This window comes from Microbacterium sp. 2MCAF23 (assembly GCF_052115565.1).
Taxonomy (GTDB): domain Bacteria; phylum Actinomycetota; class Actinomycetes; order Actinomycetales; family Microbacteriaceae; genus Microbacterium.
Genome location: NZ_JBFRGY010000006.1, coordinates 122,720 through 145,863, shown reverse-complemented (window position 1 = coordinate 145,863; position 23,144 = coordinate 122,720). Strand labels below are relative to the sequence as shown.

At 71.1% G+C, this 23,144-nt stretch carries 17 protein-coding genes; 10 read left to right on the top strand and 7 right to left on the bottom strand.

Annotated features, from left to right (window positions below; all coding sequences use genetic code 11):
* Positions 1-85: 85 nt before the first annotated feature.
* Positions 86-2,887, bottom strand: coding sequence for a preprotein translocase subunit SecA (gene secA / locus AB4078_RS08305; protein WP_441976719.1), 2,802 nt, complete (start codon positions 2,885-2,887; stop codon positions 86-88).
* A gap of 240 nt (positions 2,888-3,127) precedes the next feature.
* Positions 3,128-4,555 carry a DUF222 domain-containing protein gene (locus tag AB4078_RS08300; RefSeq protein WP_441976718.1) on the bottom strand — a complete coding sequence of 476 codons (1,428 nt, stop codon included), beginning with the start codon at positions 4,553-4,555 and terminating at the stop codon, positions 3,128-3,130.
* A gap of 369 nt (positions 4,556-4,924) precedes the next feature.
* Here AB4078_RS08300 and AB4078_RS08295 point away from each other — a divergent pair, with 369 nt between their 5' ends.
* The 4 genes from AB4078_RS08295 to AB4078_RS08280 all read left to right on the top strand — a co-directional run bounded on the left by AB4078_RS08295 (position 4,925) and on the right by AB4078_RS08280 (position 10,631).
* On the top strand, positions 4,925-5,548 hold the full coding sequence (locus AB4078_RS08295) for a PadR family transcriptional regulator (protein ID WP_441976717.1): 624 nt from the start codon (positions 4,925-4,927) through the stop codon (positions 5,546-5,548).
* Complete coding sequence (locus tag AB4078_RS08290; protein WP_441976716.1) at positions 5,545-6,261, top strand: ABC transporter ATP-binding protein; 717 nt, start codon at positions 5,545-5,547, stop codon at positions 6,259-6,261. The genes AB4078_RS08295 and AB4078_RS08290 overlap by 4 nt, the downstream gene beginning before the upstream one ends.
* A gap of 194 nt (positions 6,262-6,455) precedes the next feature.
* Positions 6,456-9,158 carry an FtsX-like permease family protein gene (locus AB4078_RS08285; protein ID WP_441976715.1) on the top strand — a complete coding sequence of 901 codons (2,703 nt, stop codon included), beginning with the start codon at positions 6,456-6,458 and terminating at the stop codon, positions 9,156-9,158.
* A gap of 114 nt (positions 9,159-9,272) precedes the next feature.
* Positions 9,273-10,631: a hypothetical protein gene (locus AB4078_RS08280; RefSeq protein ID WP_441976714.1), complete on the top strand. Its 1,359-nt coding sequence runs from the start codon at positions 9,273-9,275 to the stop codon at positions 10,629-10,631.
* Between the two features lie 135 nt (positions 10,632-10,766).
* On the opposite strand, the gene hpf is transcribed toward AB4078_RS08280, so the two are convergent.
* From hpf to mtrA, 5 genes are all read right to left on the bottom strand, one after another.
* Positions 10,767-11,420, bottom strand: a complete 654-nt coding sequence (gene hpf, locus AB4078_RS08275) for a ribosome hibernation-promoting factor, HPF/YfiA family (protein ID WP_440732303.1) — start codon at positions 11,418-11,420, stop codon at positions 10,767-10,769.
* Between the two features lie 188 nt (positions 11,421-11,608).
* The gene (locus AB4078_RS08270) at positions 11,609-12,130 is read right to left on the bottom strand and encodes a ComF family protein (RefSeq protein WP_441976713.1); all 522 of its coding nucleotides are present in this window, start codon (positions 12,128-12,130) and stop codon (positions 11,609-11,611) included.
* 300 nt (positions 12,131-12,430) lie between these two features.
* The gene (locus tag AB4078_RS08265; protein WP_441976712.1) at positions 12,431-14,143 is read right to left on the bottom strand and encodes an LpqB family beta-propeller domain-containing protein; all 1,713 of its coding nucleotides are present in this window, start codon (positions 14,141-14,143) and stop codon (positions 12,431-12,433) included.
* A complete protein-coding gene (gene mtrB / locus AB4078_RS08260) occupies positions 14,140-15,816 on the bottom strand; it encodes an MtrAB system histidine kinase MtrB (protein WP_441976711.1) in 1,677 nt (558 codons plus the stop codon). The genes AB4078_RS08265 and mtrB overlap by 4 nt, the downstream gene beginning before the upstream one ends.
* Before the next feature lie 69 nt (positions 15,817-15,885).
* Complete coding sequence (gene mtrA / locus AB4078_RS08255) at positions 15,886-16,566, bottom strand: MtrAB system response regulator MtrA (RefSeq protein WP_440732307.1); 681 nt, start codon at positions 16,564-16,566, stop codon at positions 15,886-15,888.
* A gap of 200 nt (positions 16,567-16,766) precedes the next feature.
* Between mtrA and AB4078_RS08250 the strand changes: the two genes are divergently transcribed.
* The 6 genes from AB4078_RS08250 to AB4078_RS08225 all read left to right on the top strand — a co-directional run bounded on the left by AB4078_RS08250 (position 16,767) and on the right by AB4078_RS08225 (position 23,081).
* Entirely contained in the window at positions 16,767-18,215 is a 1,449-nt protein-coding gene (locus tag AB4078_RS08250) for a glycerophosphoryl diester phosphodiesterase membrane domain-containing protein (RefSeq protein ID WP_441976710.1), read from the top strand.
* Positions 18,212-18,913: a DUF4129 domain-containing protein gene (locus AB4078_RS08245; protein ID WP_441976709.1), complete on the top strand. Its 702-nt coding sequence runs from the start codon at positions 18,212-18,214 to the stop codon at positions 18,911-18,913. The genes AB4078_RS08250 and AB4078_RS08245 overlap by 4 nt, the downstream gene beginning before the upstream one ends.
* The gene (locus AB4078_RS08240) at positions 18,910-20,175 is read left to right on the top strand and encodes a DUF4350 domain-containing protein (protein WP_441976708.1); all 1,266 of its coding nucleotides are present in this window, start codon (positions 18,910-18,912) and stop codon (positions 20,173-20,175) included. The genes AB4078_RS08245 and AB4078_RS08240 overlap by 4 nt, the downstream gene beginning before the upstream one ends.
* A 161-nt stretch (positions 20,176-20,336) precedes the next feature.
* Positions 20,337-21,260, top strand: a complete 924-nt coding sequence (locus AB4078_RS08235; RefSeq protein ID WP_440732449.1) for an AAA family ATPase — start codon at positions 20,337-20,339, stop codon at positions 21,258-21,260.
* 18 nt (positions 21,261-21,278) lie between these two features.
* Positions 21,279-22,589, top strand: coding sequence for a DUF58 domain-containing protein (locus AB4078_RS08230; RefSeq protein WP_441976707.1), 1,311 nt, complete (start codon positions 21,279-21,281; stop codon positions 22,587-22,589).
* A 72-nt stretch (positions 22,590-22,661) separates the two neighbouring features.
* Entirely contained in the window at positions 22,662-23,081 is a 420-nt protein-coding gene (locus tag AB4078_RS08225; protein ID WP_440732312.1) for a Fur family transcriptional regulator, read from the top strand.
* The last annotated feature ends 63 nt before the right edge of the window (positions 23,082-23,144 follow it).

Sequence of the window (23,144 nt, the reverse complement as noted above, 5' to 3'; positions counted from 1 at the left end):
CCCAGACCATCCTGGCACTGACGAAGGAGGCCGGCACCCATACAGGGTGCCGGCCTCCTTCGTGTCTCCGGATGCTTCGCGGGGACTACTTCTTCTTGCCCTGAGCGCGCCGCTCCGCGCGGTTGGCCGGGGCCGCCTGATCGCCATCGACGCGCTGGCCGAAGGCACCGCGCGCGGCGGGTTCGGCAGGTTCCTCGTTCTCGGACTGAGCGCGTGCGGCCGCCTGGCGGAGGCGATCCGTGGCCGCCTGCTGCACCTGGCCCCGGTCGTTGCGGACCTCGACGTCGCCGGCGTCGTTGGGCGCCGAGTACTCCAGGCGCTGGTCGCCCGCGGACTCGGCGAGCCCCTTGGCCTCGACCTCGGTGATGCCCTCGTCGCCGGCCTGGCGCACCTCGACCTCGAGGTTGTAGAGGTAGCCGACCGACTCCTCCTTGATCTGGCCCATCATCGCCTGGAACATCGAGTAGCCCTCGCGCTGGTACTCGACCAGCGGGTCCCGCTGCGCCATTGCGCGCAGGCCGATGCCGTCCTTGAGGTAGTCCATCTCGTAGAGGTGGTCCCGCCAGCGGCGGTCCAGCACCTGCAGAACCACGCGACGCTCGAGCTCGCGCGTCGCGGCCTCGCCGAGCGACGTCTCGCGCTTCTCATAGGCGACCATGGCGTCCGAGACCAGCTCGCGCTTGAGACCCTCGGCGGTGATCCCACCCTTGCGCCCGCCGGCCTCGGCGACCACCTCGTCGATCGTCACGTCGACCGGGTACAGCGTCTTCAGCTCGGTCCACAGGCTGTCGAAGTCCCAGCTCTCGGTGTGCCCGGTGCTGGTGTGGTCGTCCACGATCGCGCCGATCGCGTCCTCCACGAAGTGCTTCACCCGATCGGCGATGTCGTCGCCCTCGAGGATGTGCCGGCGGTCGGTGTAGATCGCCTCGCGCTGACGGTTGAGCACGTCATCGTACTTGAGGACGTTCTTGCGCATCTCGGCGTTGCGCGCCTCGACCTGGCTCTGCGCGCTGCGGATGGCGCGGGTCACCAGGCCCGACTCGATCGGCATGTCCTCGGGGAAGTTCGTGCGGGCGAGGATCGCCTCGGCGGCGCCCTGCTGGAACAGCCGCATGAGGTCGTCGGTCAGGCTCAGGTAGAACCGGCTCTCGCCCGGGTCGCCCTGACGACCGGAGCGGCCGCGCAGCTGGTTGTCGATGCGGCGCGACTCGTGACGCTCGGTGCCCAGCACGTAGAGGCCGCCGGCGTCGACGACCTTGGAGCCCTCGACCTCGACCTTGGCCTTCATCGCCTCGTAGGTCTCGTCCCAGGCCTGTTCGTAATCCTCCGGCGTCTCGACCGGATCCAGACCCCTCGACTTCAGCTCCTGCACGGCGAGGAACTCGGCGTTGCCGCCAAGCATGATGTCGGTACCGCGGCCCGCCATGTTGGTGGCGACGGTGACGGCGCCGAGGCGCCCGGCGCGGGCGACGATCTCGGCCTCGCGGGCGTGGTTCTTCGCGTTCAGGACCTCGTGCTTGATGCCCTTCTTGCTCAGCAGCCGGGAGAGGTACTCGCTCTTCTCGACGCTGACGGTGCCGACCAGCACCGGCTGCCCGTTCTCGTGCCGCACCGCGATGTCCTCGACCACCTGCGCGAACTTGGCCGTCTCGTTCTTGTAGACGAGGTCGGACTTGTCCTGGCGGATCATCGGCCTGTTGGTCGGGATCGGCACGACGCCGAGCTTGTACGTGGACATGAACTCGGCTGCCTCGGTGTCGGCCGTTCCGGTCATGCCGGCGAGCTTGTCGTACAGGCGGAAGTAGTTCTGCAGGGTGACCGTGGCGAGGGTCTGGTTCTCGGCCTTGACCGGCACAGCCTCCTTGGCCTCGATCGCCTGGTGGATGCCCTCGTTGTAGCGGCGCCCGACCAGGATGCGGCCGGTGTGCTCGTCGACGATCATGACCTCGTCGTTCATCACGACGTAGTCGGTGTCGCGCTTGAACAGTGCGAGCGCCTTGATCGAGTTGTTCAGGAACGAGATGAGCGGCGTGTTCGCCGACTCGTAGAGGTTGTCGATGCCGAGGTAGTCCTCGACCTTCTCGATACCGGGCTCGAGCACGCCGACCGTGCGCTTCTTCTCGTCGACCTCGTAGTCGACATCAGGCTCGAGGGTGCGCGCGATCTTCGCGAACTCGGCGAACCAGCGGTTGGCCTCGCCCGATGACGGACCGGAGATGATGAGCGGCGTACGCGCCTCGTCGATGAGGATCGAGTCGACCTCGTCGACGATGGCGAAGAAGTGGCCCCGCTGAACGAGGTCCTCCTTGCGCCAGGCCATGTTGTCGCGCAGGTAGTCGAACCCGAACTCGTTGTTCGTGCCGTAGGTGATGTCCGCGTTGTACTGCTCGCGACGCACCTCGGGGGTCTGCCCGGAGATGATCACGCCGGTGGTCATTCCGAGGGCGCGGAACACGCGGCCCATCAGCTCGGACTGGTAAGTCGCGAGATAGTCGTTCACCGTGATGACGTGCACGCCCTGACCGGCGATCGCGTTGAGGTAGGAGGGGAAGGTCGCGACGAGGGTCTTGCCCTCACCGGTCTTCATCTCGGCGATGTTGCCCTCGTGCAGCGCGGCGCCGCCCATGATCTGGACGTCGTAGGCGCGCATGCCGAGCGTGCGCTTGGCCGCCTCGCGGACGGCGGCGAAGGCCTCGGGCATGAGCTGGTCGAGCGTCTCGCCCTTCTCGAACCGCGCGCGCAGCTCTGCGGTCTCATTGCGGAGGTCCTCGTCGCTGAGCTTCGCGAAGTCGTCTTCGAGCGCGTTCACGGCCTTGACGACGCCGTTCAGGCGGCGCAGGATCCGTCCCTCGCCCGCGCGCAGCAGCTTCTCAAGAGGATTCGCCACGGATTCCATCTCCCTAGGGGTTCTGTGCCCGATCTGTTTCGGGGCCGGGCGCGGGTCGCGCGCACGGCATACGCACTCATGTTACCGGGCCGTGACTTGTCGATCCCCTGGGCGGATCCGGGCGGCGGAAGGTCCGGACCGCGAAGGTCAGGAGGACGGGGATCCTGCGCGCACGGAGGTACGGGGGTGCTGTGAACGGGCTTGATCTCCGGGAGCATCACGGCGAGGGACTTGCATTCTTCAGAATGGCGGCGGCTCGGGTGGCGGATCTGGTTCCGGGTCTGGTTCCAAATCCGCGATCGTGAAGGTGACGGGTGAGGGTGGCCGGTCGATGTAGGTCGCGCCGGCGGGGCTGGTCCATTCCAGAACACCGGCGCCGAGTTGTTTCACTGTCCAGGCGGTCTGGTGTTTGAGCACGTGGTGTCGTCGGCAGAGCCCGCCGAGGTTGCCTTCTTCGGTAGCACCGCCGTAGGCGGCGTCGATGGTGTGGTCCAGGTCTTGCGTGACGGGAGGCAAGCCGCAGGTCGAGAATCGGCACCGCGAATCCCTCGCGTGCAGCAGGCGGCGCAGATCGGCGTTGGGCCGGTACCGGTCGACGGCGAGGATCGCTCCCGTGATCGGGTGGGTGAGGACGCGTTCCCAGGCGGCGGCGTCGCCGGCGAGGATGCGGGCGGTGTCCGTGTCGATCGGCTGCCCGCCGGCGAGCTCCGCCGGCTGCTCGGTCCGGACCCCGAATGCCGAGCCGGCACCCGCGTGAGTCGCACCCGTGTCGGGCGCCATGGCCGTGAACGCCGGAATGGTGATCTCGACGCGGGCCTGGATCGCCGACAGCAACCCGACGGTCGTGTCATGCCCGGACGCCGCACCCGTGAGGAGAGTGTCGGCGCAGAGGTCGGCCCGCAGCTGGTCGGTGGTGCGGTCATCCGCGGGGTCGCCGAGTTCTCCCGGATCCGGGGTGAGCCCCGAGCCGGCGTCCTTCGCCGCTTTGGCATTCGCGACCTTCAGCATCCGGGCCTGCTGGGTGAGCCGGTCGTAGATCCCGTCGATCACCGCGGCGGAGTGGATCAGGCCGAGCGCTTTCTGCCCGTCGCCGAGGTCTTCGCGCCACACCCGCCGCTGCTTCTGCGCGTCCCGGTGCCGTTCCGTGAGGGACCGCGGGGCGAGACGTTCCGCGAGCCGCTCGATGATCCGCTTGGCCCGGTGCGGGGTCTCTCCGACACACGCCGCGACCGCGGCCTGTTCGAACTCGGCCCGCACCTCGTCGTCCAGTCGCGCACCCGTGTCCTGGATGAGCCGCACGTGCGCGGCGTTGATCCGCGCCTCGGTGAACGCATGCATCGTGGCCGGGTACTTCGCCATCAGGTCCGCGGCGCGGACCATGCGGCCTTGCACGACCCGGTCGGACATGTGCAGCACCGCCGCGAGCTCGGCGGCGACCGAGCGTTGCGCCAGCTCCGCGGCCTCGCCCCGCACCGAAACCGACCCGGACTGCGCGGCGAGATCTTCAGCGAACCTTTGCGCGACCGCGAGCTGGGCTTCCCGCACGGCTTGCAACCGCACGATCGACCCTTCGGTCTCGCCCACCATCGACGCCAACGCGGCCAGCACGACGGCAGGATCCACCGGGTCCACCCCGGAATCCGCCACCGTGCCGGTCGAGTTCGTCATACCCCCAGTCAACCCCGGGCCACCGACATTCCGAACCGGGAAAGCACCAGATCAGACCACGAAATGTCACGGTTGCATCACGACTCTGAGCCTGTTCCGATCTGATCCGAGTCGTCCCCGTCAGCGGACGCCATAGCCTTCGCTCAAGCGGACGACTCGAGTGTGCAGTTGGCGGGAACCGGGCGTCGGCGGGCCGTCGTCTCGCTGCGCTCGCTCAGGGACCGGTGTGTTCAGCGGCCGGGCGCCGGCGCGGCATGGCAGCGACGCCGACGACAGCCGCACCACTTCCGACACGCCGACCACTGCTCGACCTCACACATTTCCCGGTATGCATATACTCGGAAACAGATTCCGGGAAAGGAAATATTCATGTCGGTGCGCCAGAGCCTCCTCGCCATCCTCGATCAGGGCCCGTGCTACGGGTACCAGCTGCGTGCCGAGTTCGACCGGCGCACCGGCTCGACGTGGCCTCTCAACGTGGGCCAGATCTACAACACACTGGAGCGCCTGGAGCGCGACGGGCTCGTCGACCGGGGCGACGCCGACGACCAGGGACACATCTATTGGGCGATCACCGACGCCGGATCCGCCGAGGTCGCCGGGTGGCTCTCCTCCCCCGTCGAGCGTGCGACCGGCACCCGCGACGAGCTCGCGATCAAACTCGCCGTCGCGGCGACCCTTCCCGGCGTCGACGTGGCCGCCGTCATCCAGACCCAGCGCCGGGCATCGCTCGCCCAGCTGCAGGAGCTGCAGCGCACGAAGTATGCCGGCTCGAAGCCGGACAGCCCCGAGGAGCTGGCCTGGACGCTGGTGATCGACTCCATGATCTTCACGGCGGAGGCCGAGGTGCGCTGGCTCGACCACACCGAGCAGCGCCTCGCCCAGCATCCGCAGCACGCGCTCGAGCTCGAGCTCTCCACGGATCGGCCGAAGCGCGGCCGGCCCGCCCGAGCGGCGGTCGCATACGCCGCCTCCGGGAGCGCCGACGCATGACGGCGCCGGTGCTCCAGCTCATCGGCGTTTCGCAGCAGTACGGCCAGGGCGCCATTTCGGTCAGCGCGCTCTCGGGCGTCGACCTCACGGTCTCGTCCGGCGAGCTGGTCGCCGTCATGGGCGCCTCCGGATCCGGCAAGTCGACGCTGCTCGCGATCGCCGGCGGTCTGCAGACGCCCACGGCCGGCGAAGTGATCGTCGAGGATACCTACCTCAGCTCCGCGAGTCCGCGCGAGGTCGCAGCGCTCCGGCGACGGTCGCTGGGCTTCGTCTTCCAGGACTACAACCTCATCCCCACGCTCACCGCCCTGGAGAACGTGACCCTGCCGCTGGAGCTGGACGGGATCTCGGGTCGGGCCGCGAGGCGGGCGGCGAAGGACGCCCTCGCCGCCGTGGGCCTTGACACGAAGGGCTCCTCCTACCCGGACGATCTCTCCGGCGGGCAGCAGCAGCGCGTCGCGATCGCCCGTGCGATCGTGGGCGGGCGGCGACTGATCCTCGCCGACGAGCCCACCGGGGCCCTCGACTCGGTGACCGGCGAATCGGTCCTGCGGGTGCTGCGCGAGCGCGTCGACGGCGGTGCGGCCGGAATCCTGGTCACGCACGAGCCGCGGCACGCGGCCTGGGCGGATCGGATCGTGTTCCTCCGCGACGGCCGGATCGTCGACCAGACCCGGCGGGACGACGCCGCGGACCTGCTGGTGGCGCCGTGAGCGGGACCCGCGCGGGCCGACGCAGCGCACCGCGCCGCCGCCGCGCAGAGCGTCCGCTTCCGGAAGACGTGCACACCGGGCCGAGCCGTTCCGCCGGTGCGACACGCTCTTCGCATCGGCGCAGCGCCGGCTCACTCGGTTCTGGGGGTGCCGGACCCCGGTGGCGGGCGGATCTGCGCCTCGCCTGGCGTCAGGTGCTGCGAGCGAAGAGCTCCTCGATCCTGGTGGCGCTGCTGGTGGCGCTGCCCGTGGCCGGGCTGTTCGGCGCGGCGGTGTTCATGGAGAGCCGCACGCCCACGCCAGAGGAGGCGGTCACGCTGCGCCTCGGGCAGACGCAGTCGCTAATCGTGCCGATCTCACCGCTGCCGGATGGCTATCGGCAGGCGATCGACGAGCCATCCATGTCGCACTCCGACGGCACGGGAACTCCGCCCGCGGATCCGCCGCCGACCGAGATCAGCAGCCGAGTGCCTGCGGGCGCACATGTCATCCCGATCGAACAGACCGTGGTGCGACTCGCCACGCGCACGGGGATCGCGAACTTCACGACGGTGAGCGGCGACATGTGGGATCCGGCCCTCAGGGGCGCGTTCCACGTGGTCTCGGGAACCGCACCCTCGAACGGGCACGAGGCGATGGCCAGCCCGCATCTCCTGGACCGCCTCGGGCTCGCGATCGGCGATCGGGTGACGCTACCCGATTCCGGGACGACGCTCACCATCACCGGAGCCCTGCAGGCCGTGGACGCGCAGCGGTTCGGCGACACCATCCTGTACACCCCCGGCGGCACGGTGCCCGCGGAGGCCGCCGTTGTGGGAACGCCCTCCTGGTACGTCACCGACTGGCAGCCGCCTTACGAGGATCTCGCCGCGTTCAACCGCGATGGATACGGGGTGTATGCGCGAAATGTCGTGCTCGACCCGCCGGCCGGGGCCGTCACGTCGAACAGTGCTCGCACTCCCCAGTCACGCTGGGCCTCCTTCGCCGTCGGCGCGGTGTTCGCCGTCGCCAGCGGCTTCCTGGTGACGCTGCTCGCCGGGGCTGCGTTCGCGGTCGCCACGCGGCGGCAGCAGCGCTCCCTCGCAGTCGCGGCGAGTGTCGGCGCCGGCCGCCAGGATCTGTTCCGCATCGTCGTGCTGCAGGGTCTCTCCCTCGGTCTCATCGGAGGCCTGCTCGGGGCCGTGCTCGGCGGCGGAGCCGTCGCGATCGCGCAGCGGCTGTTCGATCCCGGTGTGAAGGGACTCCTCTGGTCGAGCTTCGGGTTCCGGATCCCCTTGGATGCCGCCGTCGCGATCATCGTCTTCGCGGCGCTCGTCGGCACGATCTCGGCGCTGGCTCCCGCCCGCACCGCGACGCACGGCGACACACTCGCCGCGCTGCGCGGAGCCCGCCGCCCGGCCCTGTTCCGCAGGAGACTGCCGATCTTCGGGATCGTGCTGCTCGTCGCCGGCATCGTGATCAGCGTCGCGGGCGGCGTGATCACCGCCGTGGTCACCGCACCGCGGACGACGGCGACCTACGTCCCCGCGGCGGACGCCGCGAACTCGGAGACCCTCGGCGACCTCCTCCGCGCCGTGTCACTGTGGATGATGATCGGCGGTCCGATCGTGCTGCAGGTGGGGGTCATCCTGAGCGGGCACGCTCTGCTGCGCGGCGTGGCCCGGGCGCTGTCCCCGATCGGACTCGCACCGCGCCTCGCCGCACGCGACGCGGCGGCGAACCCCACACGCACCGTGCCGGCGTTCACCGCGATCGCCGCGAGCGTGTTCATCGCGACGTTCGTGCTCGCCGTGATCGCGACGAACGGCGCGGCGAGCGCACGCCAGTATCCGTGGAGCGGTCCACTCGGATCCGTGACCGCGTCGTTCGGCGGCGATGAAGCGCATGCCGCGCAGGCGGAGGCGGATGCGCGGCGCCTGCTGAACGGCACAGATCCTCGGGTCGTCCTGGAGATCTCGACACCGCGACACGCGCCCCTCGATCCACAGACCGGACGTCCGCAGCCTTCGGACCTGCTGGAGTACCGGGTGAGCGCGGAGGGCTGCAACACCTGCATCACGCAGTACGGATTCGGCATGATCACGGTCGCGGATGCCGATGCGGCGAACGCGCTCTTCGGGGGCCTCCTCGACGACGGTCAGCTGCGCGCCCTCCGCGAGGGCGCCCTGCTCGCCGCGTCAACCGTCGAGCTGGCGGAGCCGCCGCGCACCGCGCGGATCGACGGCTACCCGGCCGGCACGCTCGGCGGCGCATTCACGGGCACGGAGACGCCCACCACATCCGACTCGCTCCCTCTCATCACCGTGCCGGGGGCCCGCTCCCGGTTCGGGGCTCTGATCACACCCGAGACGGCCGCGAGACTGGGCATCGCGACAGTCCCGAACATGCTGATCGGCGTGTACGACACCCCGCCCGACGTAGCGACGATGGACCGGCTCCGGGCCGACGCGGACGGGCTGACCGGACGCGGATCCGGGGTCTCGGTGATGCAGGAGGCCGGCCCCGCACCTGTCTCGTCCTGGCTGTCCCTGGTGGCGGGCGTCGCGGGCGCGATCGTGCTCGGCGCGGCGGGGATCAGCCTCGGTCTGTCGCGGTTCGAGCGACGCCCGGACGACGCGACGCTCGCCGCTGTCGGCGGGAACCGCACCGCACGACGCAATGTCAACGCCTGGCAGGCGGTCATCATCACGGGACTCGGCGCACTTCTGGGTGTGCTGAGCGGGCTGGTTCCGGCGTGGAGCATGGTGATCGCAAATCCCCAGAACGTCTCCGCCGGAGACCTCCCTTTCCTCTGGTTACTGTCTCTCGCCCTCGGCCTGCCGCTGCTCGTCGCAGCGCTGGCGTGGGTGGTCGGCCCGCGCGCACCGGAGCTCACACACCGCGCGGCGATCGCCTGACCGATTCCGGCGGCCCGGGACCGGACGGGCCGTCGCCCGACCTGTTCCGGCCTGATCGCCGAGGGCGTAGCGCATCCACAGCCCGTGCAGGGTCCCGGACCATAGGATCGGCTCATGGCCGGATTCTGGGGCAGACGCAAACGTGAACAGGAAGAGCTGCAGGCGCAGGACGCGGACCTCGCCCGCCGCGCCGAGCAGGCGATCGTCGCCGCCGACGAGCGGATCCGCACGTCCGCAGACGAGCTGGCCTTCGCCACGGCCGAGCTCGGCGAGGAGATGACCGCGGACTTCCACGCGGTGCTGGATGCCGTGCGCACCCACATGGGCGAGGCGTTCCAGCTGCACCAGCTGAACCATGACGAGATCCCGGACACCCCCGAGGAGCTGCGCACACGCAACGCTCGCATCGTGCAGCTGTGCCAGTGGGCCGAGGACCTGATCGACGAGAAGTCCGCCGCCATCGCCGATTCCGTGGCCCGCGTGCGCAACGCACCGCAGGTCGTCGCGAAGGTGCGCGCGGACGCCGCTGCTCTGGAGAGCCGGGTGCCCCAGGCGCAGACCTCCGTGGAGCGGCTGGCCTCCCGATACGCGGATTCGGCCATGCAGCGCGTCGCCAGGAGCGCGGAGGAGGCGGCCCAGCTGGTCGTTTTCGCGAACCACGGTGCGGACGTGTTCGAGCGCCGGCGCGACGCCGGACGCAACCGTGAGGCCGTGCTCGCGCTGGAGACCGCGACCGAGGCCACCCGCCGAGCCGCAGCGCTGCTGGACGCCGTGGACGATTTCGAGATCGAGGCGCTGCGGGCCGAGTCCACCCTCGCCGAGGTCGTCGCCGACTCCCGCGGCGATCTGGCCGCGCTGCCCGCGGCGCCCGACGCACCGGCCGTGACCGCGGCGGCGACCGACCTGCAGCGGGCGCTGAACGCCCTCGCCCCCGCCGGCAGCCGCACCGACCCGTTCGCGGAGCTCACCCGCCTGCGCACCGCGAACACCGCCCTGGATGCCGCCATCGCTGCCGCCCGCTACCGCGCGGAGCATCCGCTGCCCACGATCAGCACGGTGCAGCACGCGCTCGACGACGCCGACCGGCAGCTCGGCGTGGCACGCGGTCTGATCGAAGGCCACCGCGGCTGGATCGGCGCTGACGCCCGCACGCGCCTCGCCGAGGCCGAGCGGCTGCGCGTGGACGCGCCGTCTCTGCTGCCCGCGGAGGAGACCCGTGAAGAAGCCCTCAGCACCGCGCGTCGCGTCGCGCAGCTCGCCGCGGAGGCGCTGCAGCTCGCCCAGCACGACATCGACCGGTCCCGCCCCGACCAGGGCTGGGGCGGAGGCGGCGGCTGGGGCGGAGGCGGCGGCTGGGGCGGAGGCGGCGGCAACGGTTGGGGCGGCGGCCGCGGCTCCGGCGGCGGGGATGTCGTGACGGGCGTGCTCGGCGGCCTCGTCATCGGCGGCCTCCTCGGCGACATCTTCGACTGACAGCCCCGATTTCTCCGAGTCATCCCTGTCGCCCGCAGGCCTCAAGGTCCACGGACGGGGACTCGGAGGTAGGCGCAGACACGAAAGCGGCCCGGGAACCTCCCGGGCCGCTTCGTCGTCTTCAGAGGGTCGACGTCAGCCCACGAGCGCCTCGGCGGGTGCCGCCTGGGTGGTGAGCGAGATCACGCCGTAGTCCCAGCCCTTACGGCGGTACACGACGCTCGGGTGGTCGCTGCGTGCATCCACGAACAGGAAGAAGTCGTGGCCGACCAGTTCCATGCGGTCGACCGCCTCTTCGACGGTCATCCACTCCGCATCGAAGTTCTTCGTGCGGATGACGACCGGTGAGTAGTCCTCCTCGACCTCGATCGTCGGGATCGCACCTGTGGAGACCGCATGCAGGGTGTCCACGGAGACGGGGTGCACATCGATGCCTGCGAGTTCGCCGGTGCCCTTTTCGAAGTGCGCGCCGCGCGGATGGTGACGACCGTCGATCCGGCGCTCCTTGGCCCGCCGCACCTGCTCGATGAGCTTGTCGACCGCGAGGTCCAGTGCGACGAACTTGTCCGCGTCGCGCGCTTCGGCGCGTACCAGCGGCCCCTTTCCGTTGAGAGTGAGTTCGACGGTCTCGTCCTCCACATGACCGCCGCGATAGGAACGATGGGTGACCTTCACGTCGAGGCTCTGCGCCTTCGTCGCGATAGTCGCGATCCGTGCGGTCTTCTCTTCGACCACCGCTCGGAATCGATCGCTGATGCCGACTCCGACACCGACGATGTTCGTTTCCATCCTGACCTCCTTGTTCCGGTCCGACCGGTAGGGGGCGGACCGTGGTCGCCTTTGTGAGTCCCCACCGTAGTCGTCGGATCCCGGGATGTCATCCACTATTCATCTGTGTGTCGTGTGGATCCGGATCGAGACTCGCCAGGATACGCATCCGGACCGTGCCCGGCACCGCGATGCCGGCGTTCGGGACGTCATCCGCGGCGCCGGGTTGCGGCGACCGCCACCGCGCCCACGACCTGGAAGCCCGCCGCGCGGAGCGCTCTGGCGGCCTCCTCGCAGGTCGCCCCCGTCGTGATCACGTCGTCGACGATCAGAGCGGCCATGCCGTCGCCGTCCCTCGTCGCGATGAGACCCCCGCCGAGGTTGCTCCGGCGCTCCCGCACACCGAGCGTGCGCTGATCCCGCACGCGGCGCGTGTACGACAGCCCACGCAGCATCGGGATGCCCGTACCGCGTGCGAGCAGCTCCGGCACGCGGAATCCGCGACGGCGGAACGCGGCCCGCGTGGTCGGCACCGGCACGACGACGTCGATGCGGCGCGGAGCGGAGGCTCCGGCGCTCAGGTCGTCCACGGCTGCCTCGAGTGCCGGCCGCAACGGCCGGATCAGCGACGTCTGGCCGTCCTCCTTGACCGCGCGCAGCACGGCGGCCGCGACCCCGTCGTAGGCGAGCCCTGCGCGCAGCGCGACGGCGTCCGACCGTGGGCGCACCACGCGAGGCTCCAAACCCGCCGCGCACGAGGCGCACAGCGCCGTCCCGGTCGCACCGCACCCGGCGCACACGGAGGCGAAGGCGAAGTCGGCCACCTCTCGGAGGAGCCGGCGGACGACGCCATCCGCGAGCGACACGGAAGACGACATCTCGCGAGGCACGTCACCAGCGTGCCCGGCCGGGAATGCCGCCCGAGTGCCGCTGCCGCGATCGGTGCGGAACCGGTGGCGTCCGGGGTCTGTGCAGGACGATCCAGCCCGCCCGTGATCCGGGACTCGCGAGGATCCTCCGCAGACCCGTCCTCAGCTGCCGCCCATTTGCACGGCGAGCACCTTGACGTTCGTGCTCACCTGCGTGGGGGTCGGCCCGCTGCGCACCCACAGCACGCCGTTGCCGAGCAACTGCACGGTCGTGCTCGGCGACGCCGGTGCGATCGACTGGGTGGTATCCGGCACATCGACGGTCTTCGCGGGTCCGCCCACCTGCTGCGCGCGCAGCACCAGGCTGGACCCGTCGGTGGTGAGCACGCCCACAGTGGTGTCGTCCAGCCAGGTGATGTCGGTCGCCCCCGTCGGCCAGGCGATCACGTTCGGGTTCGCCACACCGATCGCCGTGGGCGCACCGCGGTCGTCCCGGGTGATGGCAGCGACCTCGATGCGGATCTGGCCGTTCGCGCTCACGGCCATCGCGAGCCGGGCGCCGTCCCTGCTCACCGCCATCGCCATGATCTGGCTGGCATCCGGCGGCCCGGCGAAGGCCGGCTGGGACTTGGCCAAGTTCGACCAGGCGAGGATGGACGAGGGCGATGACTGCGGCACGGTCCAGATGTAGCCGTAGGGATCCAGCGTCGGGACGATGAGGCCGGGGCGCGCGTCGATCTCATCGGTCCTGCCGTCCGTGACGGCGTAGACATGGCCGCTGGCCCCCTGCACCGCCACGCGCTGCGCACCGCTGGCCGCACGGATCGCGGTGATCGCCTCGGGGAAGTTCTGCAACGGCGCTGAGACGCCGGCGACCGGCGCGAGCTCGCCGCCTGTCAGATAGCCGAACCCCTTGTCGGTGAGCACGAGCGGACGCGAGTCGACCGACGTCGACGCCGGTGAAGCGGACCCCGCGTTCAGATCGCGGCCCGACACGGTGAGCTTCACCTGCAGCACGCCCACCCCGCTCAAGCTGCGCTCGAGCTGCGTGCGCATCCGCGCCAGCGTGACCGGATCCGCGTCCAGGGCCGCGTTGGTGAGGGCGACCTCGGCGACCTGCGAGTCCGGTGTCACGGTGTTGCGGCCCAGCGCGATGTCGCCCGTGAAGGCGGTGCGCACCGCGCCGTTCAGCCAGGAGCTCGGCTTGCCGCTGACCAGCGACTGAACGATCCGGCTCGCCGTGTTCTCCCGCTTCGGGAACCAGCGCACATCGGGCACCAGGTAGGTCCAGGTCGGATCGAAGTACTGCAGGTCGTAGGGGGCGAACACGTCGGCGGCCGCGAAGGAATCCGCGTCCAGCACGATGCCGTCCGGCGCCGCTGAGATGCGCCACTGGCCGTCCTTGTTCTTCGCGAGCTCGAAGGGGAGCTCGGCCGCCCGATTCACGGGCGTCCCGGAATAGGCGCCGGTCTCGTCCACAATCCCCGTCTGCTGCAGCCCCAGGCGCACCGTCGCCGAGCTGGCGTCCTTCGGCAGGTCGGGGAGATCGAAGCGGCGACCGGCGGATCCGGTGTCGATCGTGACGCCCGCGTCGGGCTTCCACTTCTGTGCCTCACCGGAGGTGAGGAACTGCCGCGCGATTCCCCAGCTGTCCTTGGGGCTCGAGGCGGCGTCGATGAAACCGCGCACGATCTCCTTGGGATCCATCCCGTCCGACGGCCCCTGCGGCACGAAGGCGAGGTCCGATCCGCCGTCGCTCTGATCGGCGGAGAGTCCGGGGCGCACGTCGCCGGTGATCGGCAGTGACGCACAGGCGGTGAGGCCGAGCAGGGCGAGAGCGACGACCGCTCCGCGCAGGATCCGTCCGAATGTCATGACTTCTCCTCCTCCTCGGCGGGCGATGCGACGCGCGCCTGATCGCCGGGCTGGACGATCGGTGCGGTGTTCACGCCGATCTCCGCGATCGCCTCGACCGGTTCCAGGGGTACGGGCGATGTGCCGTCGAGCGGTCGCGCACCGCGCGGCAGGGTCAGCACGAAGTTGGTGCCCTCCCCGGGCCGCGACCACACCGCAAGGGACCCCCGGTGCAGCCGCGCGTCGCCCAGGGCGATCGACAGCCCCAGCCCGGTGCCGCCGATCGTGCGCGTGCGCGATGGATCCGCGCGCCAGAACCGGTCGAACACGCGCTCCGCATCCTCGTCGGTCATGCCCATCCCGCGATCACGCACGCCGACCGCGACCGCGTTCTGGCTGCTGTCCACCGTGATGACGATGGGCCGCCCCTCGCCGTGCTCGATCGCGTTTCCGATGAGGTTGCGCAGGATGCGACGCACGCGGCGAGGGTCGAGGTCCACCGGCGTGTGCCCGCCCGGGGCGACGAAACGCAGCTCCGTGTCGTGCGTCGCCGCCAGGGGCCGCATATCGTCCACCATGTCCTCCGCGAGGTGGGCGAGGCTGATCGCCTCGGTCTCCAACTGCACGGATCCCGCGTCGTAGCGGCTGATCTCCAGCAGATCCGCGAGCAGCGTGTCGAATCGGTGCACCTGCGTCTGCAGCAGCTCCGCTGTGCGGGCGGTCGTCGGGTCGAACTCATCCCGACGGTCATTGAGCATCTCGGCCGCCAGCCGGATGGTGGTCAACGGCGTGCGCAGCTCGTGCGACACGTCCGAGACGAATCGCTGCTGCACGAGCGACAGCTCGCCGAGCTCCTTGATCTGGGCCTCGATGCTGTCGGCCATCGCGTTGAAGGATCGGCCCAGGATCGCCAGTTCGTCCTGCCCGCGCACCGGCAGACGCACATCGAAGTCTCCGCCGGCGAAACGCGCGCTGGATTCCGCGGCCTCGGTGATCGGATGCACCACGGTGCGCAGTGAGAACCAGGCGATCACGCCGATCAATGCGACGAGCACGATCCCCGCGATCCACAGGCTCGACTGCACCAGCACGAGCGTCTGCTCGGTGTCGGCGAGGTCGTAGGCGATGTACAGCGCATACGCCCCCGCCCCCGGGGCGTTGAGCTGCCGTCCCACCAGCAACCCGGCGTGCGTGGATCCGTCCGCGTCCTGCAGGGCGACCGGCTGCCACCACTGCTTCGTGGCGTCTTTCTCGACCCGCTGCTTGAGCTGATCTGAGACGACGTCTTGGCTGAATCCGCCCAGGGTCGCGCCCGGCGGCGCCTGCGGATCGATCGGGATCACGCCGAACACCCGCGAGGCCGAGACCAGCTGGACCTGCCCGCTGACCTCACGCATCAAGCCGATCTGCGCGGTGCGGTTACCCTGCGTGTCGGCGGAGTAGAGCAGTAGCTGCGCCGAGTTCGTCGCTCGCTGCGCGTCCTTCAGCGCCTGGTCCTTGCGCGAGTCCCAGAGGTTGTTCTGCACCGCGAGCGCCATCGCCACGCACGTCACCAGCACGGCGACGCTGGTGAGGGCCAGGGCGATCACCAGCGTGCGGAACCGCAGCGACTGTCGCCACAGCTGCGCGGCGCGATGCCCGCTGCCGCGTACGCCGCGCACGGCCGCGTTCGCGAGCGCCACGGTGTTCGTCATCGGCGGACTTTCAGCATCGGCGGGGACCGCTTCTTCTCGGCCGTGGCGTCAGCGTGACCCGCGCGCGGGTCAGACCACGCTCCCTGCGCGATACCCGACGCCACGCACGGTGGTGACGATGCGCGGGTTGTCCGGGTCGAGCTCGACCTTGGCGCGCAGGCGCTGCACGTGCACGTTCACCAGCCGGGTGTCGGCCTTGTAGTGGTAACCCCACACCTGCTCCAGCAGCATCTCGCGGGAGAACACCTGCTGGGGCTTGGAGGCGAGGGCCACGAGCAGCTGGAACTCCAGCGGCGTGAGGGCGATCGGCGCGCTGCCGCGGCGCACCTCGTGCGCGTCGACGTCGATCGTCAGGTCTCCGATGCGCAGCACCTCGCTGGTGGACTGCGGCGTCGGCCGCAGCCGGGTGCGGATCCGCGCCACGAGCTCCTTCGGGTTGAAGGGCTTGACCATGTAATCGTCGGCGCCGACCTCGAGACCCCGCACGACGTCTGCGGTGTCGCCGCGTGCGGTGAGCATGATCACCGGCACCCCCGACTCCGCCCGGATGCGGGTGCAGATCTCGATGCCGTCCATGCCGGGCAGCATGAGGTCCAGCAGCACGAGGTCCGGACGCTGAGTCCGCCACTCGTCCACGGCCTTCGCGCCGTCCGCGCAGAACACGGGCTCGAAGCCCTCCGTGCGCAGCACGATGCCGATCATCTCGGCCAGGGCCGTGTCGTCATCGACCACGAGGATGCGTGAGGTCATGGGCGGGCAGTCGTCTTTCGGATCTCGCGTTGTTCGGATCTCTTGCGGGACGTGGGCACGGGCGAGCGCCCCCACGTCGGTCCAGCGTACTTCACGACCTGCGGAACTCGGCCGAAGGGCACCGCGGGGCGACGTCGCGTCGCCGGACCGGGCGTCACAGCGGTGTGACACGATGGACCCACACGCGAACCGGAGGACTCGTGAGCCAGCAGAGTGTGAATGCGCAGGGCTGGACCCCCGCGCCCAAGCCCGGCCTCATCCCGTTGCGCCCGCTGGGGTTCGGCACGATCCTCGGGAAGTCCTTCGCAGCGCTGCGGCACAACCCCAAGGTGCTGTTCGGCTTCGCCGTGGTGGTGCAGCTGGTCGTGATGGTCGTGGTCCTGACTGTCGTCGGGGTGGTCTCGTTCGCCACGCTGAGCCGCCTCAGCACCGTGCAGGCGGGCAGCCAGGAGTGGATCACCCTCTACATCGGCTCGATCGCGTTCATCGGCCTGGCCGGCCTGCTCATGGGGCTGTTCTCCGTCGCGTTCACCGCGATCGTCCAGGGCATCGTCGCCGCCGACGTGCGGGCGGCGGTGCTGCGCGAGAGCGCGACGCTCGGCGCCCTGTGGCGTCGCGTGCGCCCGGCGGCCTGGCGGCTCATCGGATACACCCTGCTCTACGGCGTCGCGGGGGTGGTGGCCGCCGTGCTCATCATCGGCGTGCCGTTCCTCGCGATCGGCCTGCCGACAGGTTTCGACGGCGCGGGCATCGCCTTCGTGATCTTCGCCATGCTGGCCGGGATCGCCGGACTCGTCGTGCTGTCGATCTGGGTCGGCACCAAGCTCATGCTCGTGCCGTCGCTGCTCGTCCTCGAGGGCTCCGGAGTGCGCGCCGCGATCGCACGCTCCTGGCGCCTCACCCGGGGGCGGTTCTGGTTCGCCTTCGGGATCGTGTTCCTCATCGGCGCCATCATGTACGTCGGTACTCAGGCGATCAGCATGGTCGGCAGCCTGGTCACCTCGCTGTTCGGCCCGGTGCTCAACCCCACGGGCAGCACCGACCTCTCCCTCACCGTCAGCACCATCGTGGGTCTCGCGATCACCGAGGTCGTCGTCGTCGTGCTGCAGTCCATCAGCTCCGTCGTGCAGTCCACCGCTGGCGCACTCGTCTACATCGACTGCCGGATGCGCTACGAGGGGCTGGATCAGGATCTGATGGCGACCGTGGAGCGCCGTGCCGCCGGCCACGACGACGGCACGGATCCGTTCCGTGTGGATCCGGCCCGGGCCGTGCGCGCCGGATTCCGCCCCGCGCCCGCGCCGGTGCCCTACCCGCTGCCCCCTGGTCCCGTCCCGGGCTACCCGGCCCCGCAGGGGTTTGCCGGAGCACCGGCGCCCCAGGGGTACGCCGGCACTCCGATCCCCTCGGGCTACGCCGGACCGGCTGCGCCGCAGGGGTACCCGACCGTGCCGCCTTATGCCGTGCCCGCCGTTCCGCAGGCCGCGCCCACCGGTTACCGCCCCGGCCCGCGAGCGACGCCGGCGACCCCACCTGCTCCCCCGGCGCCGCCCGTACCCGCCGCCCCGATCCCGCCCGCGCAGCAGAGCCCCTGGGCCGCCCCGACGCGAGATGACGGGTGGACCGCGCCCGGATCCGATCGGCCATGACGGGTCCCGCCGTCCGTGTCGCCGTGATCACGCTCCCCGCGACGCTCTGCGCGAAGCTCGCCTCGATCCCCCTCATCCCCGACGGCGATGGCGCGCGCGAGCTGGCGGAGAAGGAGCTGGCGAAGCCCGAGTACCAGGCCGCGAAGCCCACGCTCATCGATCAATGGGCCCGCGCCGTGATCGACTGGCTCGCCGACCTGTTCACGCCGCAGCACGCCGTCGACCTCGGCCCATGGGCCGCGATCGTGATCGGCGCCGTGCTCGTCGCCGCCCTCATCGCGGTGCTGCTGATCTGGGGACGTCCGCGGCGCTCCCGATCCCGTTCTGCCGGATCCGTGCTCCTCGGATCCGCCGACGATCGCACCGCCGCCCAACTGCGCGCCGACGCCGAGCGTGCGTCGCGCGAGGAGGACTGGGCCGAGGCGATCGTGCTGCGCTACCGCGCCGTCGCCCGGTCTCTCATCGAGCGCGACCTCATCGCGCCGGCGCCCGGAGCGACCGCCCAGACGATCGCCCGCGAGGCCGTCGTGCCGTTCCCCGGGGAAGGCGAGGCGCTGCACGCCGCCGCGGTGGCGTTCGACGACGTGCGCTACCTCGGCCACTCCGGCACATCGGCCCAGTACCGCGCGCTCGCCGAGACCGATGACCGCCTGCGCGCGCTGCGCCCGCAGGTGCTGCCCGAGGCGGTGCCCGCATGAGCACCGCTCCCCCCGTCTCACCCGCCCCGGACCGCATCGACGGCCGATCCGACACCCCGTCCTCCGCCGACACGTCCTCCGCCGACACGCGTCCCGCGGGGACGCTCGTGCGTGCGCCACGCCGCGTGCGACGGATCCTGGGCTGGGTCCTGGTGATCGCGCTCGTCCTCATCGTCGCCGCTGCGGGTCTGCTGCTCACATCTGCCTCGCCCGTGCAGCGGGACGCGCTCGACCCGGAGCGCCCCGRTCCGGGGGGCACGCAGGCGCTCGCGCAGATCCTCCGCCAGCAGGGCGTGACCATCGACGTCGTGCGCTCGCGGGCTGACGTGGCGGCCCGGCTGGACGCGGAGACCACACTCGTGATGAGCGATCCGTACCCGCTCACGGACGCGGCGGTCACGGAGCTCACCGACGCCGCGCACGACGTGGTGCTGATCTCGCCGAGCTCGCGGATGCTGCGGATGCTGCAGCTCGGCACCTACGCCTTCCCGTCCGGGCCGCCCCTGGCGCGCGCCGACTGCGACGTCCCCGCCTTCGCGCACGTCGGGACGATCGTCCCCGGCCAGCTGTTCCTCCCTGACTCCGGCGTCACCTCCTGCTTCGGCGATGCGGCCGAGGGCGCCGCGGTGCTGATCTCGGAGCAGGATGGCGTCCGTCGCGCGATCGTCGACGGCGACGCGCTGTTCACGAACGAGCACCTCGCCGAGAACGGCAACGCGGCGCTCGGACTCGCATTGCTCGGCGCACGGCCGCACGTGATCTGGTACGTGCCCTCGTACGAGGACTCCGATCGCTCCGAGGTCGACGTACCGAAGAGCCTGGCCGATCTCACCCCCGGATGGGTGACGCCGGTGATCGTCCTGGGCATGATCACCGCCCTCCTCGCCGCCGTCTGGCGCGGGCGCCGGTTCGGGCCGCTCGTCTCCGAGACGCTGCCGGTCACCGTCCGGGCCTCGGAGACCATGCTGGGCCGCGCCAGGCTCACCGCGAAGGCGGCCGACGCCGCGCATGCGGCCGACGCGCTCCGTGCCGGCACGCTCTCCCGCCTCGCCGCACGCCTGGGCCTCGCCGCCCGGGCCGATCCCGCGGCCGTGGCGGATGCCGCAGCGGACCGGATCCGCGTGGACAGGGCCGGTTGCCGTGCCCTGCTCATCGGCCCGCTGCCCGTCGGCGACGCCGACCTCGTCCCTTACGCCCGCCGTCTCGCCGAGCTGGAGACCGCCGTCGAGAACGCCGTCCGCATCGAAAGGAGCACCCCGTGACCGATCGTCCCGGCACCGACCCCGCAGGAACCGCCCCGCTCGGGTATCCGCCGGCGCCGCCCGCCCCGCCGGCAGCGCCGGCCCAGGGGTCGTCCCCGGCGGCGTCCCGACAAGGATCCGCGACGGCGCCAGGCTCCGACGACGCCGCGCTCCGCCAGGCGATGCAGCGCGTCCGCGCCGAGGTGGACAAGGCCGTCGTCGGCCAGGCCGGCACGGTCACCGGCCTGCTCGTGGCGCTGCTGGCGCGGGGCCACGTGCTCCTCGAAGGCGTGCCGGGAGTCGCGAAGACCCTCGTGGTGCGCTCGTTCTCCCGGGCGCTCGGGCTGGACACGAAGCGCGTGCAGTTCACCCCCGACCTCATGCCCGGCGACGTCACCGGATCCCTCGTCTACGACGCCAGGACCGGCGAGTTCGAGTTCCGCCGCGGTCCGGTGTTCACCAACATCCTGCTCGCCGACGAGATCAACCGCACCCCGCCGAAGACCCAGGCGGCGCTGCTGGAAGCCATGGAGGAGCGCCAGGTGTCGTCGGACGGGGCGAGCATGCCGCTGCCGGATCCGTTCCTCGTCGCCGCGACGCAGAACCCGATCGAGCACGAAGGCACCTACTCCCTGCCGGAGGCCCAGCTGGATCGCTTCCTCATGAAGCTCGTGGTCGGCATGCCGGAGCGCGACGCGGAGGTCTCGGTGCTGCGTCGCCATGCGGACGGCTTCTCGCCGCGGGAGCTCACGGATCTGCACCCCGTCGTCAGCGCCCAGGAGATCCTCGCCGCGCAGGAGGCGGCCGGTCGCGTGCAGGTCACGGACGACGTGCTCGGCTACGTGGTCGACCTCGCCCGTGCGAGCCGGCAGTCGCCGTCGGTGCAGCTGGGCGCCTCACCCCGCGCCTCCACCGCGCTGCTCGCCGCGGCGAAGGCCTGGGCCTGGCTGAACGGCTCGAGCGCCGTCACCCCCGACCACGTGCAGACCATGCTGATCCCGGTCTGGCGGCACCGCCTGCAGCTGCGCCCCGACGCCGAGATGGAGGGCGTGTCCGCCGACGCCGTGCTCACCAGCGTGGTGCAGCAGACCCGCGTCCCGATCTAGGCCGCGGAGACACCGCTGATGTTCCTCACCGGTCGCCTCGTGATCGTCGCCGCACTCGGCGTCGTTCCGCTCGTGCTGCTCGACGTCCTCGGGGTGTCGCCGTGGTTCGTCCTGCTCGGCTGGCTGGCGCTGTGCGCGGTCCTGGTCGGCGTCGACGTGGTCGCGGCAGCCCCGCTCGGCGCGCTGCGGATCGTCCGCGAGGTGCCGAACCGCGCGCGGCAGCACGAGCCGGTCACCGCGACCTTGATCGTGCAGAACCTCGGCGAGCGCCGGCTGCGCGGGCAACTGCGCGATGCGTGGCAGCCGACCGCGGGCGCCGGGAACCGCGGCAGGGCGACGCTGGACCTGCCCGCCGGCGAGCGCCGACGCGTCCCGATCACCCTGCTGCCGCGCCGCCGGGGCGAGCTGGCGAGCGAGTTCGTCGCCGTCCGCTCCACAGGTCCGCTCGGGCTGGCAGGACGCCAAGGACGGCACCTCGTGCGCGGAGCGATCCGGATCCTGCCGCCGTTCACATCGCGCCGGCACCTGCCGTCGCGTCTGGCACGGCTGCGCGAGCTCGACGGCAACACGAGCGTGCAGGTGCGCGGCCAGGGCACGGAGTTCGATTCGCTGCGCGAGTACGTGCGCGGCGACGATGTGCGCTCGATCGACTGGCGCGCCACCGCCCGCGCCGGCACCACGATGCTGCGCACCTGGCGTCCCGAGCGCGACCGGCACGTCGTGATCCTCATCGACACCGGCCGCACCGCCGCCGCGCGCGTGGGCGACGGCACGCGCCTGGATGCCGCCTATGAGTCCGCGCTGCTGCTGTCGGCCCTCGCCCAGCGTGCGGGCGACCACGTGCACCTGCTGCTGTTCGACCGCGCGGTGCGCGGCCGGGTGAGCGGCGTCGAGGGTCCGGCGCTGCTGCCGGCGCTCTCGGACGCGATGGCTCCCGTGCACGCCCGCCTCGTGGACACGGACTGGGGCGCCGCGTTCGCAGCGATCCGCTCGGTCACCACCCGCCCGTCGCTCATCGTCGTTCTCACCGCGCAGGATGCAGTGGAGAGCGCGCGGTCGTTCCTCGGTGCGTTCCCCCGCGCCTCGCGCGCCACGACGATCCTGGTCGGATCCTCCACGGATCTCTCGATCGACGACCTGGCCCGCGCCAGGGACTCGCGCGAGGACGTCTATCTCGCCGCCGCCGCCGAGCGGACCCTCGCCGATGCCGCACGGGTCGCCGACGCGATCCGGCGCGCGGGCGGCGAGCCGCTCGCCGCGGATCCGGAGGACCTGCCGCCGCGCATCGCGGACCGCTACCTGGAGCTCAAGGCGGCCGGCCGGCTCTGACCGGCCCTCTGGCGACACGCCCCGATGACCGCGGCTTTTCCTGAATCATTCAGAAAAAGCTACGGTGGAGGCATGGAGACCTCCGCCATCCTCCGCAACGCAGGACTGCGCGTGACCGTGCAGCGCATCGCGGTGCTGCAGGCCCTCGCCCTCGCCCCGCACAGCTCGGCGGATCGGATCCACACCGCCGTCGAAGGCGCCGATATCGCTCTGCCGACGGTGCACGCGATCCTCGGCGACCTCGCCACGGCCGGCATCATCCGGCGGGTGAGCCTGCCCGATGCCGACCGTGCGCTCTTCGAGGTCGAACCCGGCGACAACCACCACCACATGCAGTGCGTCCGCTGCGGCCGGCTCGAGGTCGTCTCCTGCGCTGTCGGCGCCTCGCCGTGCCTGCACCCGGCCGAAGACCACGGCATGCGCCTGCTCGAAGCCTCCGTCACCTACCGCGCGGTGTGCCGCACCTGCGACGAGGTGCGGCCGTCCGCTTGACCGAGACTCGCGCCGCCCGCCCGGGGACCTTCCCTCGGAGCGGCGATCGGCGTGCCTGAAACC

Excerpts from the sequence above, each read along its gene's own strand:
- AB4078_RS08300 (WP_441976718.1), bottom strand. The coding sequence starts at position 4,555 with ATGACGAACTCGACCGGCACGGTGGCGGATTCCGGGGTGGACCCGGTG.
- AB4078_RS08295 (WP_441976717.1), top strand. The coding sequence starts at position 4,925 with ATGTCGGTGCGCCAGAGCCTCCTCGCCATCCTCGATCAGGGCCCGTGC.
- AB4078_RS08290 (WP_441976716.1), top strand. The coding sequence starts at position 5,545 with ATGACGGCGCCGGTGCTCCAGCTCATCGGCGTTTCGCAGCAGTACGGC.
- AB4078_RS08280 (WP_441976714.1), top strand. The coding sequence starts at position 9,273 with ATGGCCGGATTCTGGGGCAGACGCAAACGTGAACAGGAAGAGCTGCAG.
- hpf (WP_440732303.1), bottom strand. The coding sequence starts at position 11,420 with ATGGAAACGAACATCGTCGGTGTCGGAGTCGGCATCAGCGATCGATTC.
- AB4078_RS08265 (WP_441976712.1), bottom strand. The coding sequence starts at position 14,143 with ATGACATTCGGACGGATCCTGCGCGGAGCGGTCGTCGCTCTCGCCCTG.
- mtrB (WP_441976711.1), bottom strand. The coding sequence starts at position 15,816 with ATGACGAACACCGTGGCGCTCGCGAACGCGGCCGTGCGCGGCGTACGC.
- mtrA (WP_440732307.1), bottom strand. The coding sequence starts at position 16,566 with ATGACCTCACGCATCCTCGTGGTCGATGACGACACGGCCCTGGCCGAG.
- AB4078_RS08245 (WP_441976709.1), top strand. The coding sequence starts at position 18,212 with ATGACGGGTCCCGCCGTCCGTGTCGCCGTGATCACGCTCCCCGCGACG.
- AB4078_RS08235 (WP_440732449.1), top strand. The coding sequence starts at position 20,337 with ATGCAGCGCGTCCGCGCCGAGGTGGACAAGGCCGTCGTCGGCCAGGCC.
- AB4078_RS08230 (WP_441976707.1), top strand. The coding sequence starts at position 21,279 with ATGTTCCTCACCGGTCGCCTCGTGATCGTCGCCGCACTCGGCGTCGTT.
- AB4078_RS08225 (WP_440732312.1), top strand. The coding sequence starts at position 22,662 with ATGGAGACCTCCGCCATCCTCCGCAACGCAGGACTGCGCGTGACCGTG.